The organism is Pseudomonas sp. BE134 (genome assembly GCF_031456105.1).
Classification (GTDB): domain Bacteria; phylum Pseudomonadota; class Gammaproteobacteria; order Pseudomonadales; family Pseudomonadaceae; genus Aquipseudomonas.
This window is the reverse complement of record NZ_JAVDUA010000020.1, coordinates 19,024-39,392: the sequence shown is the minus strand read 5'-3', so window position 1 is coordinate 39,392 and position 20,369 is coordinate 19,024. Positions and strand designations below refer to the sequence as shown.

17 protein-coding genes are annotated in these 20,369 nt (G+C 59.8%); 3 read left to right on the top strand and 14 right to left on the bottom strand.

The features are described from left to right. The first annotated feature begins 20 nt into the window (after positions 1 to 20). Both J2Y56_RS17460 and J2Y56_RS17455 read left to right on the top strand, forming a co-directional pair. A complete protein-coding gene (locus J2Y56_RS17460; protein ID WP_310351593.1) occupies positions 21 to 1,031 on the top strand; it encodes an iron ABC transporter substrate-binding protein in 1,011 nt (336 codons plus the stop codon). Beyond that, entirely contained in the window at positions 1,031 to 2,596 is a 1,566-nt protein-coding gene (locus J2Y56_RS17455) for an iron ABC transporter permease (RefSeq protein ID WP_310351591.1), read from the top strand. Before J2Y56_RS17460 ends, J2Y56_RS17455 begins: the two co-directional genes overlap by 1 nt. Before the next feature lie 117 nt (positions 2,597 to 2,713). On the opposite strand, the gene J2Y56_RS17450 is transcribed toward J2Y56_RS17455, so the two are convergent. The 12 genes from J2Y56_RS17450 to J2Y56_RS17395 form a co-directional block, all read right to left on the bottom strand. Continuing rightward, positions 2,714 to 4,648 (bottom strand): methyl-accepting chemotaxis protein, encoded by a 1,935-nt coding sequence (locus tag J2Y56_RS17450; RefSeq protein ID WP_310351589.1) that lies wholly within the window; start codon positions 4,646 to 4,648, stop codon positions 2,714 to 2,716. A 150-nt stretch (positions 4,649 to 4,798) separates the two neighbouring features. Continuing rightward, a complete protein-coding gene (locus J2Y56_RS17445) occupies positions 4,799 to 6,088 on the bottom strand; it encodes an adenylosuccinate synthase (protein WP_027921980.1) in 1,290 nt (429 codons plus the stop codon). A gap of 54 nt (positions 6,089 to 6,142) precedes the next feature. Then, positions 6,143 to 7,330, bottom strand: a complete 1,188-nt coding sequence (locus J2Y56_RS17440; RefSeq protein WP_007945592.1) for an ATP phosphoribosyltransferase regulatory subunit — start codon at positions 7,328 to 7,330, stop codon at positions 6,143 to 6,145. A 315-nt stretch (positions 7,331 to 7,645) separates the two neighbouring features. Then, the gene (hflC, locus tag J2Y56_RS17435) at positions 7,646 to 8,515 is read right to left on the bottom strand and encodes a protease modulator HflC (protein WP_007945593.1); all 870 of its coding nucleotides are present in this window, start codon (positions 8,513 to 8,515) and stop codon (positions 7,646 to 7,648) included. Continuing rightward, positions 8,515 to 9,690 carry an FtsH protease activity modulator HflK gene (gene hflK / locus J2Y56_RS17430; RefSeq protein WP_007945594.1) on the bottom strand — a complete coding sequence of 392 codons (1,176 nt, stop codon included), beginning with the start codon at positions 9,688 to 9,690 and terminating at the stop codon, positions 8,515 to 8,517. The genes hflC and hflK overlap by 1 nt, the downstream gene beginning before the upstream one ends. Positions 9,691 to 9,786: 96 nt before the next feature. Beyond that, positions 9,787 to 11,088 (bottom strand): ribosome rescue GTPase HflX, encoded by a 1,302-nt coding sequence (hflX, locus tag J2Y56_RS17425; RefSeq protein ID WP_007945595.1) that lies wholly within the window; start codon positions 11,086 to 11,088, stop codon positions 9,787 to 9,789. A 12-nt stretch (positions 11,089 to 11,100) separates the two neighbouring features. Continuing rightward, positions 11,101 to 11,361: an RNA chaperone Hfq gene (hfq, locus tag J2Y56_RS17420; RefSeq protein WP_007902656.1), complete on the bottom strand. Its 261-nt coding sequence runs from the start codon at positions 11,359 to 11,361 to the stop codon at positions 11,101 to 11,103. Positions 11,362 to 11,454: 93 nt separating this feature from the next. Continuing rightward, on the bottom strand, positions 11,455 to 12,426 hold the full coding sequence (miaA, locus tag J2Y56_RS17415; RefSeq protein ID WP_310351584.1) for a tRNA (adenosine(37)-N6)-dimethylallyltransferase MiaA: 972 nt from the start codon (positions 12,424 to 12,426) through the stop codon (positions 11,455 to 11,457). Next, positions 12,426 to 14,336, bottom strand: a complete 1,911-nt coding sequence (gene mutL / locus J2Y56_RS17410) for a DNA mismatch repair endonuclease MutL (protein ID WP_405046864.1) — start codon at positions 14,334 to 14,336, stop codon at positions 12,426 to 12,428. Before mutL ends, miaA begins: the two co-directional genes overlap by 1 nt. Further along, positions 14,333 to 15,769, bottom strand: a complete 1,437-nt coding sequence (locus J2Y56_RS17405) for an N-acetylmuramoyl-L-alanine amidase (RefSeq protein WP_310351582.1) — start codon at positions 15,767 to 15,769, stop codon at positions 14,333 to 14,335. Before J2Y56_RS17405 ends, mutL begins: the two co-directional genes overlap by 4 nt. Further along, complete coding sequence (tsaE, locus tag J2Y56_RS17400; RefSeq protein WP_007945600.1) at positions 15,770 to 16,240, bottom strand: tRNA (adenosine(37)-N6)-threonylcarbamoyltransferase complex ATPase subunit type 1 TsaE; 471 nt, start codon at positions 16,238 to 16,240, stop codon at positions 15,770 to 15,772. Next, the gene (locus J2Y56_RS17395) at positions 16,228 to 17,727 is read right to left on the bottom strand and encodes an NAD(P)H-hydrate dehydratase (RefSeq protein ID WP_310351581.1); all 1,500 of its coding nucleotides are present in this window, start codon (positions 17,725 to 17,727) and stop codon (positions 16,228 to 16,230) included. Before J2Y56_RS17395 ends, tsaE begins: the two co-directional genes overlap by 13 nt. Positions 17,728 to 17,790: 63 nt before the next feature. Here J2Y56_RS17395 and queG point away from each other — a divergent pair, with 63 nt between their 5' ends. Further along, entirely contained in the window at positions 17,791 to 18,855 is a 1,065-nt protein-coding gene (queG, locus tag J2Y56_RS17390) for a tRNA epoxyqueuosine(34) reductase QueG (protein ID WP_007945603.1), read from the top strand. A gap of 112 nt (positions 18,856 to 18,967) precedes the next feature. Here queG and J2Y56_RS17385 read toward each other — a convergent pair whose 3' ends face one another. Both J2Y56_RS17385 and orn read right to left on the bottom strand, forming a co-directional pair. Next, positions 18,968 to 19,579 (bottom strand): trimeric intracellular cation channel family protein, encoded by a 612-nt coding sequence (locus tag J2Y56_RS17385; RefSeq protein ID WP_007945604.1) that lies wholly within the window; start codon positions 19,577 to 19,579, stop codon positions 18,968 to 18,970. A gap of 198 nt (positions 19,580 to 19,777) precedes the next feature. Beyond that, the gene (gene orn, locus J2Y56_RS17380; RefSeq protein ID WP_056746367.1) at positions 19,778 to 20,320 is read right to left on the bottom strand and encodes an oligoribonuclease; all 543 of its coding nucleotides are present in this window, start codon (positions 20,318 to 20,320) and stop codon (positions 19,778 to 19,780) included. Positions 20,321 to 20,369 lie beyond the last annotated feature (49 nt).

Here is a 20,369-nt window from a genome sequence, read left to right as displayed (position 1 = left end):
GACAGTGAGGAACCCTGCGAATGATGTTTCGAAATACCCTGCGCCGCGGTCTGACCTTTACCCTCTTCGGCCTGGCACTCGCCACACCCCTCACCCAAGCCGCCGATCCGGTATCCCTGACACTCTATAACGGTCAACACAAGGAAGTCGGCGACGCCATCGCCAAGGCTTTCGAAGCCAAGACCGGCATCCACATCAACGTGCGCAAAGGCAGCAGCAACCAGCTCGCCAGTCAGATCGTGGAAGAAGGCGATCGCTCCCCCGCCGACGTGATTTACACCGAAGAGTCGCCGCCGCTGAACAAACTGGGCGAGCAAGGCCTGCTGGCGAAGACCGACGACACCACGCTGGCGGTTTTGCCCAAGGAATATGTAGCAGGCAACGGCACCTGGATCGGCATCACAGCTCGGGTCCGGGTCGTTGCATTTAACCCCAAGCTGATTGACGAGAAGGACCTGCCCACGTCGGTGATGGAATTCTCCGATCCAAAATGGCAAGGCAAGGTCGGCTTCGTGCCTACCAGCGGCGCCTTTCAAGAACAGGCCGTCGCGATCATCAAAGTGCACGGCATGGATGCAGCGGAAGAATGGCTGACCGGCCTGCGTGCGTTCGGCAAAACCTACAGCAACAACATGGTCGCCCTTAAAGCTGTGGAAAATGGCGAAGTCGCCACCGTACTGGTGAACAACTATTACTGGTTCGCCTTGCAGCGCGAGAAAGGCCAGCTCGATTCGAAACTGCACTACTTCACCGGCGGCGACGTTGGCGGGCTGATCACCGTTTCCAGTGCAGCGGTGCTGAAATCCAGCAAACACCCACAAGAAGCCCAACAATTCCTCGCCTATATGGCCAGCGAAGAAGGTCAGCGCGTGATCACCCAGACCACCGCTGAATACCCGCTGCACAAAGGCATGGAGTCGGATCGTGGCCTCAAGCCGTTCAGCGAACTGCAAGCCCCAGATGTCACGCCGGCCGATCTTGGTAACGCCGAGCAAGCCCTGGACCTGGAACGCGACGTTGGCTTGAACTGATGAGCACACCGTTATCCACTCCCGCCTCGCGCGCGGGGTACGTGCCACGGCGCAAGCGGCCATCAATCTGGCTGCTGCTCCCGGTTCTGCTGCTGGTCGTGCTCAGCCTGTTGCCGCTGATGTACGTCGGGCTCAAGGCCTGGCAAGCCGGCTGGACCGAAGCGCTGCATCTGCTGTGGCGACCTTATGTGTTTGGACTGCTGCGTAATACGTTGGCGTTGATGGCTGGCGTGACACTGGCCTGCGGCGTGATCGGCTTGTCGCTGGCCTGGCTACTGGAACGCAGCAATCTGCCGGGACGTCGTTTGTGGGGCGTGATTCTGTGCCTGCCATTTGCAGTACCGGCGTTTGTCAGCAGTTTCACCTGGGTATCGCTCAGCGCTCACTTCGAAGGGCTGGGCGGGGCGATTCTGGTGATGACGCTGTCAAAGTACCCGCTGATCTTTTTGCCTGTGGCGGCGACGTTGCGCAATCTTGATCCCTCTCTTGAAGAATCTGCACGGACGCTTGGACAGAATCGTTGGGGCGTGTTTTTCAGAGTCACGCTGCCACTGCTCTGGCCATCATTGCTGGCGGGCTCACTGCTGATCGCGCTGCATATGTTGGTGGAGTTCGGTGCGCTGTCGATCATCGGCTTGCAAACCTTTACCACAGCGATTTATCAACAGTTCGAACTGGAATTCAGCAATGCCAACGCGGCGATGCTTTCAGCGGTGTTGCTGGCGCTGTGCCTGATATTGCTGTGGCTGGAACTGCGGGTTCGCGGCAAGGGCCGGCATGTTCGTACCGGCCAAGGCGCGGCGCGACAAGCGGAACAGGTTCAATTGGGGCCTTGGACCCGCGCCGGACAGCTTTACTGCCTGACCCTGGCGATCATCGGCAGCGGCATTCCGCTGGGGATGCTCGTGTATTGGTTGGCGGTCGGCTCTTCAGCCGCGTTCCCGGTGGCGGCGATTGGTGAAGCACTGTTGTCGTCACTTGCTCTTTCACTAGGAGGCGCGGCGCTCTGCCTGGTACTGGCCGTTCCGGTGGGATTGCTGGTGGTACGCTACAAAGGCCGATTGGCGATCTGGGCCGAGCGCTTGCCGTATCTGCTGCATGCACTGCCGGGCCTGGTGATTGCGCTGACGCTGGTGTACTTCGCCCTGCACTATGTGCCGGCGCTGTACCAGACATCAGCATTGCTGCTGATCGCTTATGCGCTGTTGTTTCTGCCGCTGGCACAGGCGCCGATTCGAACGGCCCTGAACAAGGCTGCGCCGCAATTGGAAGAGGCCGCGCGCACGCTGGGGGCTACGTCGCTCACTGCGTTTTGCCGGATTACCTTGCCGATTATTTTCCCGGCGCTGGGCGCGGCGTTTGCGCTAGTGTTTCTGGATGCAATGAAGGAGCTGACGGCGACGCTGCTGTTGAGCCCGACCGGGCTCAATACCTTGGCAACCGAGGTTTGGGCGCATACCGCGAATGTGGAGTTTGCGGCGGCGGCGCCTTATGCGGCGCTGTTGATTTTGGTGTCGGGGGTACCGGTTTATTTGTTAACCACCCGGATGTATTTGAGCCGTTGAGACCGCCATCGCGGGCAAGCCCGCTCCCACAATGTCTTCTGTTTCACACAACATTTGTGTTCACAGAAGCACCTGTGGGAGCGGGCTTGCCCGCGATGCGTCAGCCCAGACAACCGATTAAGCCCTGAACTGCCCCAGACTAGCCTTCAACTGCGCCGCCAAGCCATCCAGCACCTTGCCGCTGGCCGTGGTTTCCACTACAGCCTGAGCCGCTTTCTCAGCCTGTGCATGAATGGTCTCAACCCGCCCCCGCACTGCGTGCGCACCTTGCGCCTGATGCGCCGCGGCCTGAGTCGCCAGACCAATCGCCGCATGCACCTGCTCGACCGATGCCTGCACCGACTGCTGCAACCGCGCACTGTCGCGCAATACCAGCAAACCTTCGCTGGCCTGGCGCCCCGCCTGACCAATCGCAGCCACCGCCTCACGCGCGCCTTGCTGCAAGGCAACGATGTGCGCCTGGATGTCGCCGGTCGAGCTCTGCGTCTTGCTTGCCAGAGCCCGCACTTCGTCCGCAACTACCGCAAACCCGCGACCAGTCTCGCCCGCACGCGCTGCTTCGATGGCGGCGTTGAGTGCCAGCAGGTTGGTTTGCTCGGCGATCCCATGAATCACCGTCAACACCACTTCAATCTGCTCGCTCTGCTGCGCCAGCCGCTCGATGACTTTCGCACCGGTATCGACCTGGCCGGCCAACGCTTCGATCAGGCTGCCAACTTTCGCCGAGGTCCGGGTGTTTTCATCAGTGGCCGAACGAATGTCCACCACCTGTTGCAAAGCAGCTTGCATGGCGTGGCTTTCTGACTGGGCTTCATCAGCCATCCGCGACAGCGCGCGCAGGCTTTCGGCCACTTCATCACGCTGCATGCCCGCCGCCTTGTCAGCCCCGGCATTACGCAAAGTCATGGCGCCGATTTCCACGCCGGTGCGCTGGGCCACATCGCCCGCCTCGCGCACAATTGGCTGCAACTTATCCACAAAGCGATTGACTGCCGAGGCCATGTCGCCGATTTCGTCCTTGCTGTTGATCTGCACACGCTTGGTCAGGTCGCCCTCGCCCGCCGCCAGATCATCCATGGCACTGATCAACAACTTCAAGCGGGTGACTACTCGACGCCCCAGCACCACCGCCAGCAACAGCAACACACCGCAACCGACCAGCGCCAGGCCCATACCGATGCGCCAGCGCAAGGTCGCCGCCGCTTCCTGCACAGTGCTGGCGGTATTGGCTTTCATTTCAGAGGCCGTGGACTGCGCCGACTGCAAACGCGCACCCATGGCCGCTGCACTGTCTGCGGCCGCGCCCTTGAGACTGTCGCCGACCAGTTGATCACTGCTGGCAATCAGCGCCGAGAACCGCTTGTCCAGGGCCGCCAGATCGGTTTCCACCGAGGCGGTGGAGACACCCATCACGACCTTGCCGATTTCCACGCCATTAGGGTTGATCGAGGCTTCAAGGTAATAAACCGATGGGTCGTTCTTCGCCGCGTCCAGCACCTTGTCCAGCGCGCGCTCGCCTTGACCTTTTTCCAGCAAGGCCTTGTTGATCGGGTTTTCGCGATTCAGATAGCGCGTCAGGTGCTGCCCCGTTGCATCGTCGTAAACCACGAACAACACATTGGGATTACGCTGCGCCCGGCGGGCAAACTCAGACAGGGTGGGAACGTCGCTGTCCCACATGGCGCGGGGAGCGACCGAGGCAAGAAGCTGCGCCATATCATTGGCGGAATCCTTCAGGTCTTTTTCCAGCGTGGCTCGCAACTGTGCCTGCTCATCCTTCAATCGCGAGGATAAACCGGCGGTAAGGCGCTGACGCGTGCTGGTGGAGAGGCTGTCGAGGCTCGACGTGACCTCACGTCCCGCCTGCTCAAGCTCGCCAGAGAGTTTTTGACTGTCGGCGCCCAGGCGCACAGCCAGATCGGCTTCCAGCGCAGTTACTGTGCTCCGGGTCAGAGCAACAGCCACCAGCACCTGCACCAAAAGGGCGATACCCAGCGTAATGAATACAGGCCGCAATAAACGACTTTGTAACAATGAGAGAACGGCTGACACTTAAAATCCCTCTGCTTTGGCGCCATTAAATTGATGGCGCGCTGGAAGCGATGCTTTTAATCAAGATCACAGCAAAGGTCATGCCGTCCAACAGGCATAAACGACAAAGGCCCCGATTAAGGGGCCTTTGTTTTGTACATCAACGACTTATTAAGCGAACGGGTGACGCAGAACGATGGTTTCGTTGCGGTCCGGGCCCGTCGAAATAATGTCGATCGGCGCGCCGATCAACTCTTCAACGCGCTTGATGTAGGCACGAGCGTTAGCTGGCAGCTCTTCCAGGGTTTTGGCACCCACGGTCGATTCGGTCCAGCCCGGCACTTCTTCGTACACAGGCTGAAGGCCTACGTAGCTGTCAGCGTCAGTCGGGGCAACGGCGTTGCCTTGCGCATCTTTGTAGCCGACGCAGATGTTGATGGTTTCCAGGCCGTCGAGTACGTCCAGCTTGGTCAGGCAGATGCCCGAGATGCTGTTCACATCGATAGCGCGACGCAGGATAACGGCGTCGAACCAGCCGCAACGACGGGCACGGCCGGTGGTAGCGCCGAACTCGTGACCTTGCTTGGCCAGGTGCGCACCCACTTCATCAAAGAGTTCAGTCGGGAATGGACCCGAACCTACGCGAGTGGTGTAAGCCTTGGTGATCCCCAGGATGTAGTCCAGGAACATCGGGCCAACGCCCGAACCGGTCGCCACGCCACCGGCGGTGGTGTTGGAGCTGGTCACGTACGGATAGGTACCGTGGTCGATATCGAGCAACGAACCCTGGGCGCCTTCGAACATGATGTCTTTGCCAGCGCGACGCAGGTCGTGCAGCTCGGCCGTCACGTCCAGCATCAACGGCTTGAGCAGCTCAGCGTATTCCTTGCACTCGGCCAGGGTTTTTTCGAACTCGATGGCAGGCTCTTTGTAGTAACCCACCAGCATGAAGTTGTGGTAATCCACCAGTTCACGCAGCTTGTCTTCGAAGCGCGGCATGTTGAGCAGGTCGCCAACGCGCAGGCCACGACGTGCAACCTTGTCTTCGTACGCCGGGCCGATGCCGCGACCGGTGGTACCGATCTTCAGCTCGCCACGAGCCTTTTCACGGGCCTGGTCCAGCGCCACGTGGAAGGACAGGATCAGCGGGCAGGACGGGCTGATACGCAGGCGCTCGCGCACCGGTACGCCTTTCTCTTCCAGCTTGGTGATCTCGCGTAGCAGGGCGTCGGGTGCAACCACCACGCCGTTACCGATCAGGCACTGCACGCCTTCGCGCAATACGCCCGACGGGATCAGGTGCAAGACGGTTTTCTCGCCGTCGATCACCAGTGTGTGACCAGCGTTGTGGCCACCCTGGTAGCGCACTACGGCGGCAGCATGTTCGGTCAGCAGATCAACGATCTTGCCTTTGCCCTCATCACCCCATTGGGTGCCCAGGACTACGACATTCTTACCCATAACACTTGTCCTCATTCGCGCAAACTTGGTGCCGGCGGCGGCCGGCAGGAAAACTCAAGAAGCCAGCGGCAATACTTGCCAAAGCCCGTTCTGCTGAATCAATTGCCGGTCGCAGTCCGCTTCACGGGCGGCGGCCAATGGTTGCCCAGGCAATGCCTGAACGACACGCTGACCCTCACTGCGCAACTGGCAAACCTGCTGCCAGAGTGCCGCATCCGTACTGTCAGGCATCCAGATACCGCCAGACGGTAGCTCGATTTCAGCACGCCCCAGGGTCACCAGGGTTTTCAAATCGGTAGAGAAGCCGGTGGCCGGACGAGCGCGACCGAAGTCGGCGCCGATGTCGTCGTAACGACCGCCCTGGGCAATGGACTGGCCAACACCCGGCACGAACACCGCGAACACCACACCGGTGTGGTAGTGGTAACCGCGCAACTCGCCCAGGTCGAAATACAGCGGCAGTTCCGGGAAACGCACGGACAAACGCTCGGCAATCGCCAACAGGTCGTCCAGAGCAGCCAGAACAGGGGCCGGAGCATTCGCCAGACGCTCGCGGGCAGCGCTCAGCACTTCACGGCCGCCACACAGATCAACCAATGCGCGCAGCATGCCCGACAGATCAGCAGGCAGGCCTTCGGTCAAGGTAATGACCTCATCGATGGCCTTGCGTTGCAACGCATCGAACAATTGTTGCTCGACTTCGCCGGACAATCCGGCAGCGCGGGCCAGGCCACGGTAGATGCCGACATGACCGAGGTCCATGTGCACATCCGGCACATCGGCCAGTTGCAGCATAGCCAACATCAGGCTGATGACTTCCACATCGCTGCTCGGGCTGCCATCGCCATACAACTCGGCACCCAACTGGATCGGGCTGCGCGAGGACGACAACGCACGAGGCTGAGCGTGCAGCACGCTACCGGCATAGCACAGACGGCTCGGACCTTCGCGGCGCAAGGTGTGCGCATCGATGCGCGCCACTTGCGGCGTGATGTCGGCACGGAAACCCATCTGCCGACCCGATTGCGGGTCGATGACCTTGAAGGTACGCAAATCGAGGTCCGAACCCGCGCCGGTCAGCAAGGATTCCAGGTACTCGATATGGGGAGTCACGACAAACTCGTAACCCCAGCTCTGGAACAGATCCAACACCTGACGACGCGCCACTTCAATGCGCGCAGCTTCAGGTGGCAGTACTTCTTCGATGCCATCTGGCAGCAGCCAGCGGTCTACCGTTGCCATTACGCCATTCCCCTATGATCCGGGCGGCAAGCCCTCGGGCGAGCCTTGAGTGAAGCAGAAAATGATCGGCTCATGTGCAAACCACGCGCATGAACGACACGGCGAAAAGCCTCAAACCGGCTTCGCCAACCACTTTCCTCGAAAATCCTGTCGAGTCATTCAACTCGGTCTTCTGCCTGAAAACAGCAATCAAACGTGCAGACGCAAAAAAGCCGGGAATTTCCCGGCTGCCGCATCATACACACGTTTTCCCAAAGGATCACCCCGCCCGAGGCTTTAGCCGCCAGGCGGGGGAAGATTCAGGTCAACGCGGTGTCAAGGCTTGGCTTTTTCCAGGTAACGGAAGAAGTCGCTGCTTGGATCCAGGACCATGACGTCGGATTTGTTCGCGAAGCTTTCACGGTAGGCGCGCAGGCTACGGTAGAAAGCGTAGAACTCCTGGTCCTGGCCGTAAGCCTTGGAGTAGATCGCAGATGCCTGGGCATCACCGTCACCGCGAACCTCTTCAGATTCACGATAGGCCTCAGCCAGCAACACGCGGCGTTGACGATCGGCGTCGGCACGGATGCCTTCTGCCAGCTCGTTACCCTTGGCGCGGTGCTCGCGAGCTTCACGCTCACGCTCGGTGCTCATACGCTCGAACACGCTGCGGTTCACTTCTTTCGGCAGATCGATGGCCTTGACCCGAACATCGACGACTTCGATGCCCAGTTCTTTTTCCGCCATCTTGTTCAGCGAAGCGGTGATGTCAGCCATCAGCGCGTCACGCTCACCGGAAACCACTTCATGCAGCGTGCGCTTACCGAACTGGTCACGCAGGCCTGATTCCAGACGACGGGACAGACGCTCGTCGGCGATCTGCTTGAGGCCGGAAGTTGCGGTGTAGAAGCGCTCGGCATCTTTCACGCGCCACTTGGCGAAGGCATCCACCATGACGGCTTTCTTTTCCAGCGTCAGGAAGCGTTGTGTCGGTGCATCCAGCGTCATCAGGCGTGCGTCGAACTTACGCACCTGGTTAACGTAAGGCACTTTCACGTGCAGGCCTGGCTGAACATCGGTCTGGACTACGCGGCCGAACTGCAGCAACACCGCGCGCTCGGTCTGAGCCACGATGTAGAAGCAGTTCCAGGCAGCGATCGCCACGACGACAACGACAATAAGGGCGATCAGCGATTTATTGCTCATCAGCGACTCTCCCTGGTACGTGCTTGCTGTTGTTGCAGATCAGCTGCTGCACGTGTATTCGCTTCATTGCTGCTGGCTGCCGCGCCCGACACCGGAGCGCTGCTGGTATTGCGACCGCTTTCAACCATCTTGTCGAGCGGCAAGTACAGCAGATTGCTCTGGCCATTCTTGTTGCCGGTCACGAGTACCTTGCTGGTGTTGGTGAAGACTTCCTGCATGGTGTCCAGGTAAAGACGCTCGCGAGTGACTTCTGGAGCCTTGCGATACTCGGCGACCAGCTTGGTGAAGCGATCGCCCTCACCCTTGGCTCTCGAGACGGTTTCGTCACGGTAACCATTGGCATCTTCGAGGATACGCTGGGCCTGACCACGAGCTTCCGGCACGACGCCGTTGGCATAGGTCTCAGCCTGGTTACGCGAACGCTGCTCGTCTTCACGGGCACGGATCACGTCATCGAAAGCTTCCTGGACTTCACGCGGTGCCGCTGCGTTCTGAACGTTGACCTGGGTAACAGCGATACCGGTGCGATAAGTATCCATGAAGCGTTGCAGACGCTCCTTGATCTCGCTGGCCATCAACTCACGACCTTCAGTCAGCACCTGGTCCATGGCGGTAGAACCCACCACGTGACGCAAGGCACTGTCTGTCGCTTGCTGCAGGCTGATTTCCGGCTGATCAACATTCAGCACGAAATCCTGCAGGTTGCTGATCTTGTACTGCACGGTCAGTGGGACTTCGACGATATTTTCGTCTTCGGTCAGCATTTGCCCCTGCTTGGTGTACGAACGCTCACGCGTCACGTTTTCCATGTACTTTTTGTCGATCGGCGGGAAATAGATGTTCAGGCCAGGGCCAACGGTTTCGTAGTACTTGCCGAAGCGCAGCACTACGGCTTGCTCCTGCTCGTCGACGACGTAGACCGCGCTGTACAGCCAAACGGCCGCCAGCACGACAAGGCCGATGCCAAGAATGCCGCCGAAGCCGCCACTCTTGCCCGAACCACCGCCGTCATCACCGCGTTTCTTACCACCACCGAACAACCCGTTCAGGCTTTCCTGCAGCTTTCGGAAGGCCTCGTCGAGATCCGGTGGTCCCTTGCGGTCGCCGTTATTGCGGCGCTTGCCACCCCAAGGATCCTGATTATTCGAGTTGCCACCCGGCTCATTCCAAGCCATAGCGCTCTCCATCTGATAAAGCAAAGACGCACCCACGGCGCGCCGACCAATGCTACAGAATGCCTGTCACCACGGCACAACCGCTTTCTCAGGCTTTTATTGCAAAGTGTGTTGCTCGATGAAGTCATTCGGTTGCAAACCTTCGCGGCTCACCAATCGATTCAACTCGATCCGTGGCAAGCGAACGGCCAGCAGGCTGATGCCTTCTTCGTCGTGTTCTTCTTTCTGCACCGCACCGACTTCGAAAAACTGCGCACGCAGTCGAGCAAAACGTTGCGGCAAGCGCAAGGTACCGATAAACAAATCACTGCCGAGTAACTCGGCAATGGCTTGCTCAAGCAATTCCAGGCCCGTGCCATCACGCGCCGACAGCCAGACCCGCTGGGGTTTGCCGTTTTCGTCACGCTGGATTTGTGGCTCAACGCCTTCAAGCAAATCGAGTTTGTTATAGACCTCGAGGATCGGCAAGTCCTGGGCACCAATCTCGCCCAGCACCACCATCACCTGCTCGATCTGCAACATACGATCGGGTTCGGCCGCATCGATCACGTGTAACAAAAGGTCGGAGTTGCTCGACTCTTCGAGAGTAGACCGAAATGCCTCGACCAGCTTGTGGGGCAAGTGGCGAATGAAACCCACGGTGTCCGCCAGGACAATCGGCCCCAGATCGTCTAAATCCAGACGACGCAGGGTCGGGTCCAGCGTGGCAAACAATTGGTCAGCCGCGTACACGTCGGATTTCGTCACGTTATTGAAGAGCGTGGATTTACCGGCGTTGGTATACCCCACCAGCGACACGGTAGGAATATCCGCACGCATACGGCCACGTCGCGACTGCTCGCGCTGGCTGCGCACTTTCTCCAGCCGCCCCTTGATCTGTCGCAGGCGAACCCGCAGCAAACGGCGGTCGGTTTCCAGTTGGGTTTCACCCGGACCACGCATGCCGATGCCACCACCTTGGCGTTCAAGGTGGGTCCAGCCACGAACCAGCCGGGTGCTCATGTGGTCAAGCTGGGCCAGTTCTACCTGGAGCTTGCCTTCATGGGTACGGGCTCGTTGGGCGAAAATATCGAGAATCAGACCGGTGCGGTCGATCACGCGACACTCGAACACACGCTCGAGGTTACGTTCCTGGCTGGGCGTGAGGATGTGATTGAAAATCACCAGATCGGCCTCTTCGGCCTTGACCAGGTCGCGCAGCTCCTCGACCTTGCCGCTGCCAATCAGGAATTTGGCGGTTGGCCGATGACGCGGCACGTTAAAAAACGCAACGGTCTCGGCGCCGGCCGAATTAGCCAACTCCTGAAACTCCTGCGGATCTTCGCGCGCCTCAGGGTCCTGTCCATCCAAGTGAACGAGGATGACTCGCTCACCACCACCGTGGCGCTCAAAGAACAAAGGAGACTCCTATCAGGCGTTACCTGGCTCAGCGTCACCTGCTTCGGATTCGGTTGCGCTAGGCAGACGAATTGGACGAACCGGCACCACTGTAGAGATAGCGTGTTTGTAAACCATCTGGCTCACGGTGTTTTTCAGCAGGATAACGAACTGGTCGAAAGACTCGATCGTGCCTTGCAGTTTGATACCGTTGACCAGGTAGATGGACACCCCAACTTTCTCTTTACGTAAAGTATTCAAGTAAGGGTCTTGTAGCGAATGCCCTTTTGACATGTGCCGCACTCCTTTAAGGATTCAAAATAAAAAATAGGTAAACAGATGGCTTTAGCCGTCACACCCCCAAGGATAGACGGCAATTGAAAAGACTCATCTCAATATGGAGATGGTCCCCAAGTATTTCAAGGCGCGCGGCAGATTGTCGCAATCAAGGCTGTCCAGCCAGTGTAAATCAGCCCAACTGCGCAGCCAGGTGAACTGACGCTTTGCCAATTGGCGCGTGGCAATGATTCCACGCTCCTGCATCTCGGCTTGTGTCAGCTTGCCATCCAGGTAATCCCAGACTTGTCGGTAGCCTACTGCACGTATAGACGGCAACCCGGAATGCAGGTCACTTCTCTTGCGCAGGGCTACGACCTCGTCAATGAATCCCTGTTCCAACATATTCGTGAATCTTTGTTTAATTCGTTCGTGCAGTACCTGGCGATTTGCCGGAGCAATGGCCAAGTTCGCGACAGTATAGGGCAATTGTTGCAGTCCCGAAGCGGCTGCTTCAGTACTTTGCGCAGTTTGTCTCAGTCGCAGCTCGGTCATGCTCTGACCGCTGACGCGATAAACTTCCAGTGCTCGACTGAGTCGCTGCGGATCGTTCGGATGAATACGTGCAGCCGATACCGGATCAATGGCTGCCAATTGTTCGTGCAAGGCTTGCCAGCCAAGGCGTTCAGCCTCTTCTTCAATCTGTGCGCGAATTTCCGGATCAGCCGCTGGCATGTCTGCCAGGCCTTCGACCAAAGCCTTGTAATAGAGCATTGTGCCGCCCACCAGCAGCGGAATTTTTCCCCGCGCAGTGATCTCGGCCATCGCTTCAAGGGCATCACGGCGAAAATCAGCGGCCGAATAGCTCTCCGCCGGGTCGAGAATGTCGATCAACCGGTGCGGGAATTCGCACAGAATTTCTTTCGACGGTTTGGCCGTGCCAATGTCCATGCCCCGGTAGACCAGCGCCGAATCAACGCTGATCAGCTCGCAAGGCAGGACTTTGGTCAGTTCGATGGCCAGGTCGGTCTTGCCCGCAGCGGTCGGGCCCATCAGAAAAATCGCTGGAGGGAGCTGGCTCATCAACGACCGCGCAAGAAGAGTTTGTCCAGATCGTCCAGGCCCAATTGGGTCCAGGTCGGTCGGCCATGGTTGCATTGACCACTGCGCTCGGTGTTTTCCATGTCGCGCAGCAGGCCGTTCATTTCCGGGATCGCCAGGCGCCGATTCGCCCGAACCGCACCGTGACAGGCCATCGTCCCGAGCAGTTCGTTCAGATGGGCCTGAATCCGGTCGCTGGAGCCGTATTCCATCAGGTCCGCCAATACATCACTGACCAGTCGGTTGGCTTCAGCTTGCTTGAGCAAAGCCGGGATCTGTCGAATGGCTAGGGTCTCAGGCCCCAGGCGCTGCAACTCAAAGCCGAGACGCTGGAACCACGCGACGTGCTCTTCGGCGCAATCGGCTTCGCGCTGACTGACGGCCAAGGACTCCGGCACCAACAGCGGTTGACCGCTCAGGCCTTCACTGGCCATGGCGATTTTCAGGCGTTCGTACATGATCCGCTCGTGGGCTGCATGCATGTCCACCAACACCAGCCCCTGGGCGTTTTCCGACAGGATGTAGATGCCTTTGAGCTGCGCCAGTGCATAACCCAGCGGCGGAATGTCGTCCTGCCCGGCCGGCAGCGCGACCGCGTTGGCCTCGGGCAGCGGCGCAAAAAACTCGCGATAGGCGGCCTGAGCCTCGGCGACCGGCACCCCGGACTGAGGCCGTGGCGTGTATTGATACTGATAGCCGGCGCCGGCGCCCGAGCCAGCCGGGGTATTAAACGACGGCTGCGCCTGGGGCTGCTCCAGCAACGCATTGGCTGCCAGGCGCATCTCGCCCTGCGGGCCGAATTCACCGGCGTCGAGGCCGGTCGGTCGAACGATGGCCGTCGCGACCGGTGCAGCCAGATGATCTTCCGGGCGCACATCGCCCAAGGCGCGGTGCAAGGTGCCGTAGAGGAAATCGTGAACCATGCGCCCGTCACGGAAGCGAACTTCGTGCTTGGTCGGGTGCACGTTGACGTCGACACCGGCCGGATCAACTTCAAAAAACAGTACGAATGTCGGATGCCGGCCATTGAACAGCACGTCGCGATAGGCCTGGCGCACCGCGTGAGCCACCAGTTTGTCGCGCACCGCGCGGCCATTCACAAAGAAGTACTGCAAGTCCGCCTGGCTGCGATTGAACGTCGGCAAACCGACCCAGCCCCACAAATGCAGGCCATTGCGCTCGATTTCGATCGGCAGCGCCTGTTCGAGGAAACCCGAACCGCAAATGGCCGCCACACGCCGGGCACGCGCCGCGTCGTCATGGGCTTCGTGCAGGCTGAGGATGGTCTTGCCGTTGTGTCGCAAATGGAACGCCACGTCGAAACGCGCCAGCGCCAGACGCTTGATCACTTCCTGCAGGTGATCGAATTCGGTTTTTTCGGTCTTGAGGAATTTACGCCGAGCCGGAGTGTTGAAGAACAGGTCGCGCACTTCCACCGAGGTACCCACTGGATGGGCGGCTGGCTGCACGCGGGGCGCCATGTCCCGGCCTTCGGTCTCGACCTGCCAGGCCTGATCGGCATCGCGGGTGCGGGACGTCAGGGTCAGGCGCGCCACGGAGCTGATCGACGCCAGAGCCTCACCACGGAACCCCAGGCTCATGACCTGCTCCAGGTCCTCAAGGTTACGAATTTTGCTGGTGGCGTGTCGGGCCAAGGCCAGCGGCAGGTCATCGGCAGAAATACCACTGCCGTCGTCGCGCACCCGCAGCAGCTTGACGCCACCCTGCTCGACATCGACATCGATGCGTTTGGCGCCAGAGTCGAGGCTGTTTTCCAGCAGCTCTTTAATCACCGAGGCCGGGCGTTCAACCACCTCGCCGGCGGCAATCTGGTTCGCCAGTCGCGGGCTGAGCAGCTCGATGCGAGCGCTATTGATCACCACCTGATTCATTCTTTAGCCGCCAAATCAGTGCCTGGAATGGTCAGGTGCTGACCGATCTTCAGATCATCACTCGACAGGTTGTTGGCGCTGCGCAGCGTCGCTGGCGACACCTGATAACGCACGGCAATCATCGCCAGGGTTTCACCCGGATTGACCCGGTGATCACGTGGGCCCTGAGCGATTTTTCCGGAATCACGCAGCCACGCAATGTAAGTGCCTGGCGGCGGATTCTGCTGGAAGAACTGACGCACGCCGCTGCTGATCGAACGCGCCAGCGCCTGCTGGTGATTCGATGCCGCAAGCTTTGAGGCTTCGTTGGCGTTGGAGATAAACCCGGTTTCGACCAGGATCGACGGAATGTCTGGCGACTTCAGCACCATGAACCCGGCCTGTTCCACACGCTGTTTATGCAACGGAGTGACGCGACCGATGTTACTCAGCACTTTCTGGCCGACGTTCAGGCTGGACGTCAGCGACGCCGTCATCGACAGGTCAAGCAGCACGCCCGCGAGCATGCGGTCCTTGTCATCGAGGCTGACGTTGCCGGCGCCACCGATCAAGTCGGAGCGGTTTTCACTGTCTGCCAGCCAGCGGGCGGTTTCCGAAGTAGCACCGCGATCAGACAAGGCGAATACGGAAGCACCGAAGGCGGCAGCCGAAGGCGCGGCGTCGGCGTGGATCGAAACGAACAGGTCGGCGCCTTTCTTGCGGGCGATTTCGGTACGGCCGCGCAATGGAATGAAGTAGTCGCCGGTGCGGGTCAATTCGGCGCGGAAACCTTTCATGCCATTGACCTGACGCTGCAATTCACGGGCGATGGCCAATACCACGTCTTTTTCCCGCTGACCGCGAGAACCTGAGGCGCCCGGGTCTTCACCGCCGTGGCCGGCATCGATCACCACAATGATGTCGCGCTTGCCGGCCGGTGCAGGTGGAAGCTTGATCGCCGGCTCAACCGGCGTGACCGGCACTGCCGGCATCGTGGCGACCGAACGCGTCGGTACTGGCGACGGCGCCGGTGAGGCATCAGCGGCGCTATCAAACAGGTCAACCACCAGTCGGTTGCCGTACTGGGCATTCGGGGCCAGGGAGAAGCTTTTTGGGGTCACGGCCTTTTTCAGGTCGATAACCACCCGCAGGTCGGTCGGCGTGCGTTGAGCCGAGCGCATGGCGGTAATGGGGGTATTGGATGTGTTGACGTTCAGCGGCGCACCGAGTGTCGCACCATTGATGTCGATCACCAGCCGATCCGGAGCAGTCAGGGTGAAAACGCTGTGTTGCACAGGCCCGGTCAGGTCGAACACCAGCCGTGTGTTGTCCGGCGCCCGCCACAGGCGAACGCTATTGACCTTCGAGTCGGCCACAGCGTCGACGGTCACCGCCAAAAACAACAATCCTACGGCAGCTACCATTGCGCGAAAGCGCATACCTGACCCCATCATTTAATTGGTTTCCAATGCCAAAGCGGCACACCAGGCCTCGCCACGCGAGCCCTGGGATAAAATTTTCAGCGAACGCCCGCTGTCTTGCGGGCTAATGGTAATGGTCAGGTCGGGCTTTGGCAAAAAGCCTGCACCTTTATCCGGCCACTCGATCAGGCACAGCGCGTCATCATCGAAGTAGTCGCGAATGCCGAGGTACTCCAGCTCTTCCGGATCGACCAAACGGTACAGGTCGAAATGGAAGGCACGGATCTCGCCGATCTCGTAAGGTTCGACCAGCGTGAACGTCGGGCTTTTTACTGCGCCGACATGCCCCAACCCCCGGATGATGCCCCGCGACAGCGTGGTTTTCCCCGCCCCCAGGTCCCCTTCCAGAAAAATCAGACCGTGCCCTTGGGTGGTTTTTGCGATATGTGCGCCAAAAGCGGTCATCGCCTCTTCATCAGCCAGGTACAGGGTTACTTCAGACACGGTGCTTGCTCCTCCAACAACTGACGAATGGCCGGGATCAGATCACTGGCCGCCAGCCCACGGCCATTTTTACCTTGTTGCTCACCTGCGTTGGCGTGTAGCCAGACCGCCAGACAAGCGGCGTCGAACGCCGGCATGCCTTGAGCCAGCAGAGCGCCCACCAACCCGGCCAGCACATCGCCTAGTCCGGCGGTGGCCATGGCCGGATGACCTTGATGACACAACGCCAGACGCCCATCGGGGCTGGCGATCAGGCTGCCGGCGCCTTTCAACACCACGACAGTCGTGTATTTTTTGCTCAATGCATGTGCCGCTGCCGGGCGGTCAGCCTGCACTTGGGCAGTGCTGATCCCGAGCAATCGCGCCGCTTCACCTGGATGCGGTGTGATCACGCAGTCCTTGGGCAAATTCACACGTTCTTCGGCCAGCATATTCAATGCATCGGCATCCCAGACTTGCGGCAACGGCGCATTGGCCGCGGCCGACAGCAAACTACGGCCCCAGGAAGCCTGCCCCAAGCCGGGACCGACCACCAGTACAGAAACCTTTTGCAGCAGTTCCATCAGCTGGTTGGCCGATGACGTGCCCAGCACCATGGCTTCAGGGATTCTAGCCAGCGCGGCGCCAACATGCTCACTGCGAGTGGCCACGGAGACCATGCCGCCCCCGCTGCGCAGAGCGCTTTGTGCACTCAGCAGGATCGCCCCCCCTAACCCGCGATCACCACCGATCAGCAGCACGTGGCCGAATTTGCCTTTGTGGGACGTCGGTGTTCGGGGGGCAAGGCGCGGCAAGTTACTGGTCGTCAGGCGACGAGCGCTGACCGACGCGGCCTCAACCAGTTGTGGATCGGCGTGTAAATTGTTGAAAACCAGATCACCGACGACGTCTGCGGCATCACCGGTGAACAGTCCCAGCTTCAACCCGATGAAGGTCACGGTAAGATCGGCTTGCACCGCCGCCCCGAGAACGCGCCCGGTATCGGCGCAAAGGCCCGAAGGGATATCCACCGCCGCCACCGGCAATCCGCAGGCGTTGATCGCCGCGATAGCGTCTGCGTAAGGCACCCTCACTTCACCCGTCAGACCGGTGCCCAGCAACGCGTCCAGCACGATGCCGCGCAGTTCAGCCTGCGCAGTCCAAGGCTCAATCAAGATGTTCTCGGAAACGGCCTCGGCATGGGCCAACGCTGCGTCACCCTGCAAACGCTGGGGATCACCGACCGCCAGTACCCGCACCGACCAACCCGCACGTTGGGCCAGCACCGCCACCAGATAACCATCGCCAGCGTTATTACCGTGACCGGCCAGCACACTTAATTCACTCGCCGACGGCCACTGCCGGACCAGCGCACGCCAGGTCGCCCGGGCTGCGCGCTGCATCAACTCGAAGCCCGGTGTGCCGGCCGCAATAAGGCTCGCATCGAGCCCGCGGACCTGCGCAGCGCTATACAGCGCGTCGGGTAAATCATCTTTAGTGTGCGGCATGCGTCTTCGGGCTCCGATGTCTGGCAGAATTATACGCACCTCAGCTCCGGTTTCTCTCGCCTCATGCCCGCTATTCCTACAGACCTGTCCGCCCTCGCCCAATCCATCAAGGACTGGGGTCGCGAGCTGGGCTTTCAGCAAGTCGGCATCAGCGGCCTCGACCTGGCAGAGCATGAGCAGCATTTGGAGCGCTGGCTCGCCGCCGGCTACCACGGCGAAATGGAGTATATGGGCGCCCACGGCAGCAAACGTTCGCACCCGGAAGAACTCGTGCCCGGCACACTTCGGGTCGTTTCCCTGCGCATGGACTACCTGCCCGGCGACACTCAAATGGCGCAATTGCTGGCGCAGCCGGAAAAAGCCTACGTGTCGCGTTATGCCCTGGGCCGTGATTACCACAAGTTGATCCGTAAACGTGTGCAGCAACTGGCCGATAAAATTCAGGCCGAGATCGGCCCGTTTGGTTTCCGTGCATTCGTCGACAGCGCTCCAGTGCTGGAAAAAGCCATCGCCGAACAGGCCGGTCTCGGCTGGATCGGCAAAAACACCCTGGTCTTGAATCGCAAGGCCGGCAGCTACTTCTTCCTCAGCGAGTTGTTTGTCGATCTGCCGCTACCGGTCGATCCACCTCACACCACCGAACATTGCGGTCGCTGCACGGCGTGCCTCGACATTTGCCCGACCAACGCCTTCGTCGGCCCGTATGTACTGGATGCCCGGCGCTGCATTTCCTACCTGACCATCGAACTGAAAAGCGCGATTCCGGAAGATTTGCGCCCCCTGATCGGCAATCGGGTGTTTGGTTGCGATGACTGCCAGATCGTCTGCCCATGGAACCGCTTCGCCCGCCCCACTGGAGAAAGCGATTTCAAGCCACGACACAATCTGGACAACGCGGAGCTGGCAGAGCTGTTCATGTGGGATGAGGAGAAGTTTCTCAGCAGCACCGAAGGTTCGCCGTTACGGCGAGCGGGTTATGAGCGTTGGTTGCGAAACCTGGCGGTGGGCCTGGGGAACGCGCCATCAAGCATTCCGGTGCTGGAAGCGCTGAAGGCTCGGCGCGACTATCCGTCAGAACTGGTGCGTGAGCATGTCGAGTGGGCCCTGAAACAACACGGACTCCTGTAGCAGCTGCCGAAGGCTGCGTTCGAGGCCGCAGGACTCGCGGCGGATCTGATCACTTACGACTGCTTCGCAGCCGAACGCAGCCTTCGGCAGCTGCTACAGGGACCGTGTGAAATCAGGCTTCGTCGTTATAAACGAATTTCGGCATTTCCCAGTGAAAACGGATCGCCAGCAACCGCAGCAGGAAACCACCAAACAGCGTGATCAAAATCGCCTGTTCACCGGGTAATTGCAGGTAGATGCAGAGCATGTAGCACCACGCCGCGGCGAACGAGACGCTGGCATAGAGTTCGCGACGGAAGATCAGTGGGATGTCGTTGCAGAAGATGTCGCGCAGGATGCCGCCGAATACGCCGGTGATCACGCCACTGACCGACGCAACCAGCATGCCGTGGCCCATTTCCAGCGCGGTCATGCAGCCGATCAGGGTGAACGCCACCAGGCCCACGGCGTCGAGCACCAGAAATAGTGAGCGCAGGTGGCGCATCCAGCGTGCAGCGAAGACGGTAAACATCGCCGCGATCGAGGTCAGCACCAGGTATTCCGGGTGCTTGACCCAAGTCAGCGGGTAGTGGCCGAGCAGCACGTCGCGCACCGAACCGCCGCCCAACGCCGTGATGCAGGCGATCAACACCACCCCAAACCAGTCCATGCCGCGCCGGCCGGCAGAGAGCGCACCGGTCATGGCTTCGGCGGTGATTGCGATCAGGTAGAGCATCAGCAACATGGCGAGGCGGTCCTTGCAGAAAGGCGCGCAGTCTACTCACTTCATCGACGCCCCATAAGAGGGCGCCTGAGAATCAATTCATTCATCGAGGGTGTCTGTACGGACGCTATCGCGAGCAGGCTCGCTCCCACAGGGAAATCGCAATCCCATGTGGGAGCGAGCCTGCTCGCGATGGGGCCAGCACAGGCCCCCTTGAAATCAGAACTTAATGAAATGCTTACGGTAGTGCTGCAACTCGGCGATGGATTCGCGGATGTCGTCCAGCGCCAGGTGGGTGCTGCCCTTTTTGAAGCTGTCGCGCACGTCCGGTGCCCAGCGAGCGGCCAGCTCTTTAAGGGTCGAGACGTCGAGGTTGCGGTAGTGGAAGAAGCTTTCCAGGGATTTCATGTGCGTATAAAGGAAGCGACGGTCCTGACAGATGCTATTGCCACAGATTGGCGACTTACCCTTCGGCACCCACTGCTCAAGGAAGGCGATGGTCTCGGCTTCGGCTTCGGCCATGCTGATGCGGCTGTCACGAACGCGCTGGGTCAGGCCCGAACCGCCGTGTTGACGGGTGTTCCATTCGTCCATGCCGGCAAGGATTTCGTCGCTGTGGTGGATGGCGATCACCGGACCTTCGGCCAAGGTGTTCAAATCACTGTCGGTGACGATGGTGGCCATCTCGATGATGACGTCGGTATCAGGGTTCAGACCGGTCATTTCCAGGTCGATCCAGATCAGATTCTGCGGGTTTTGCATGTGTCGGCTCCTAGGCAATGCTGCGCAGTTTAGCCTAGGCAACCGGCGG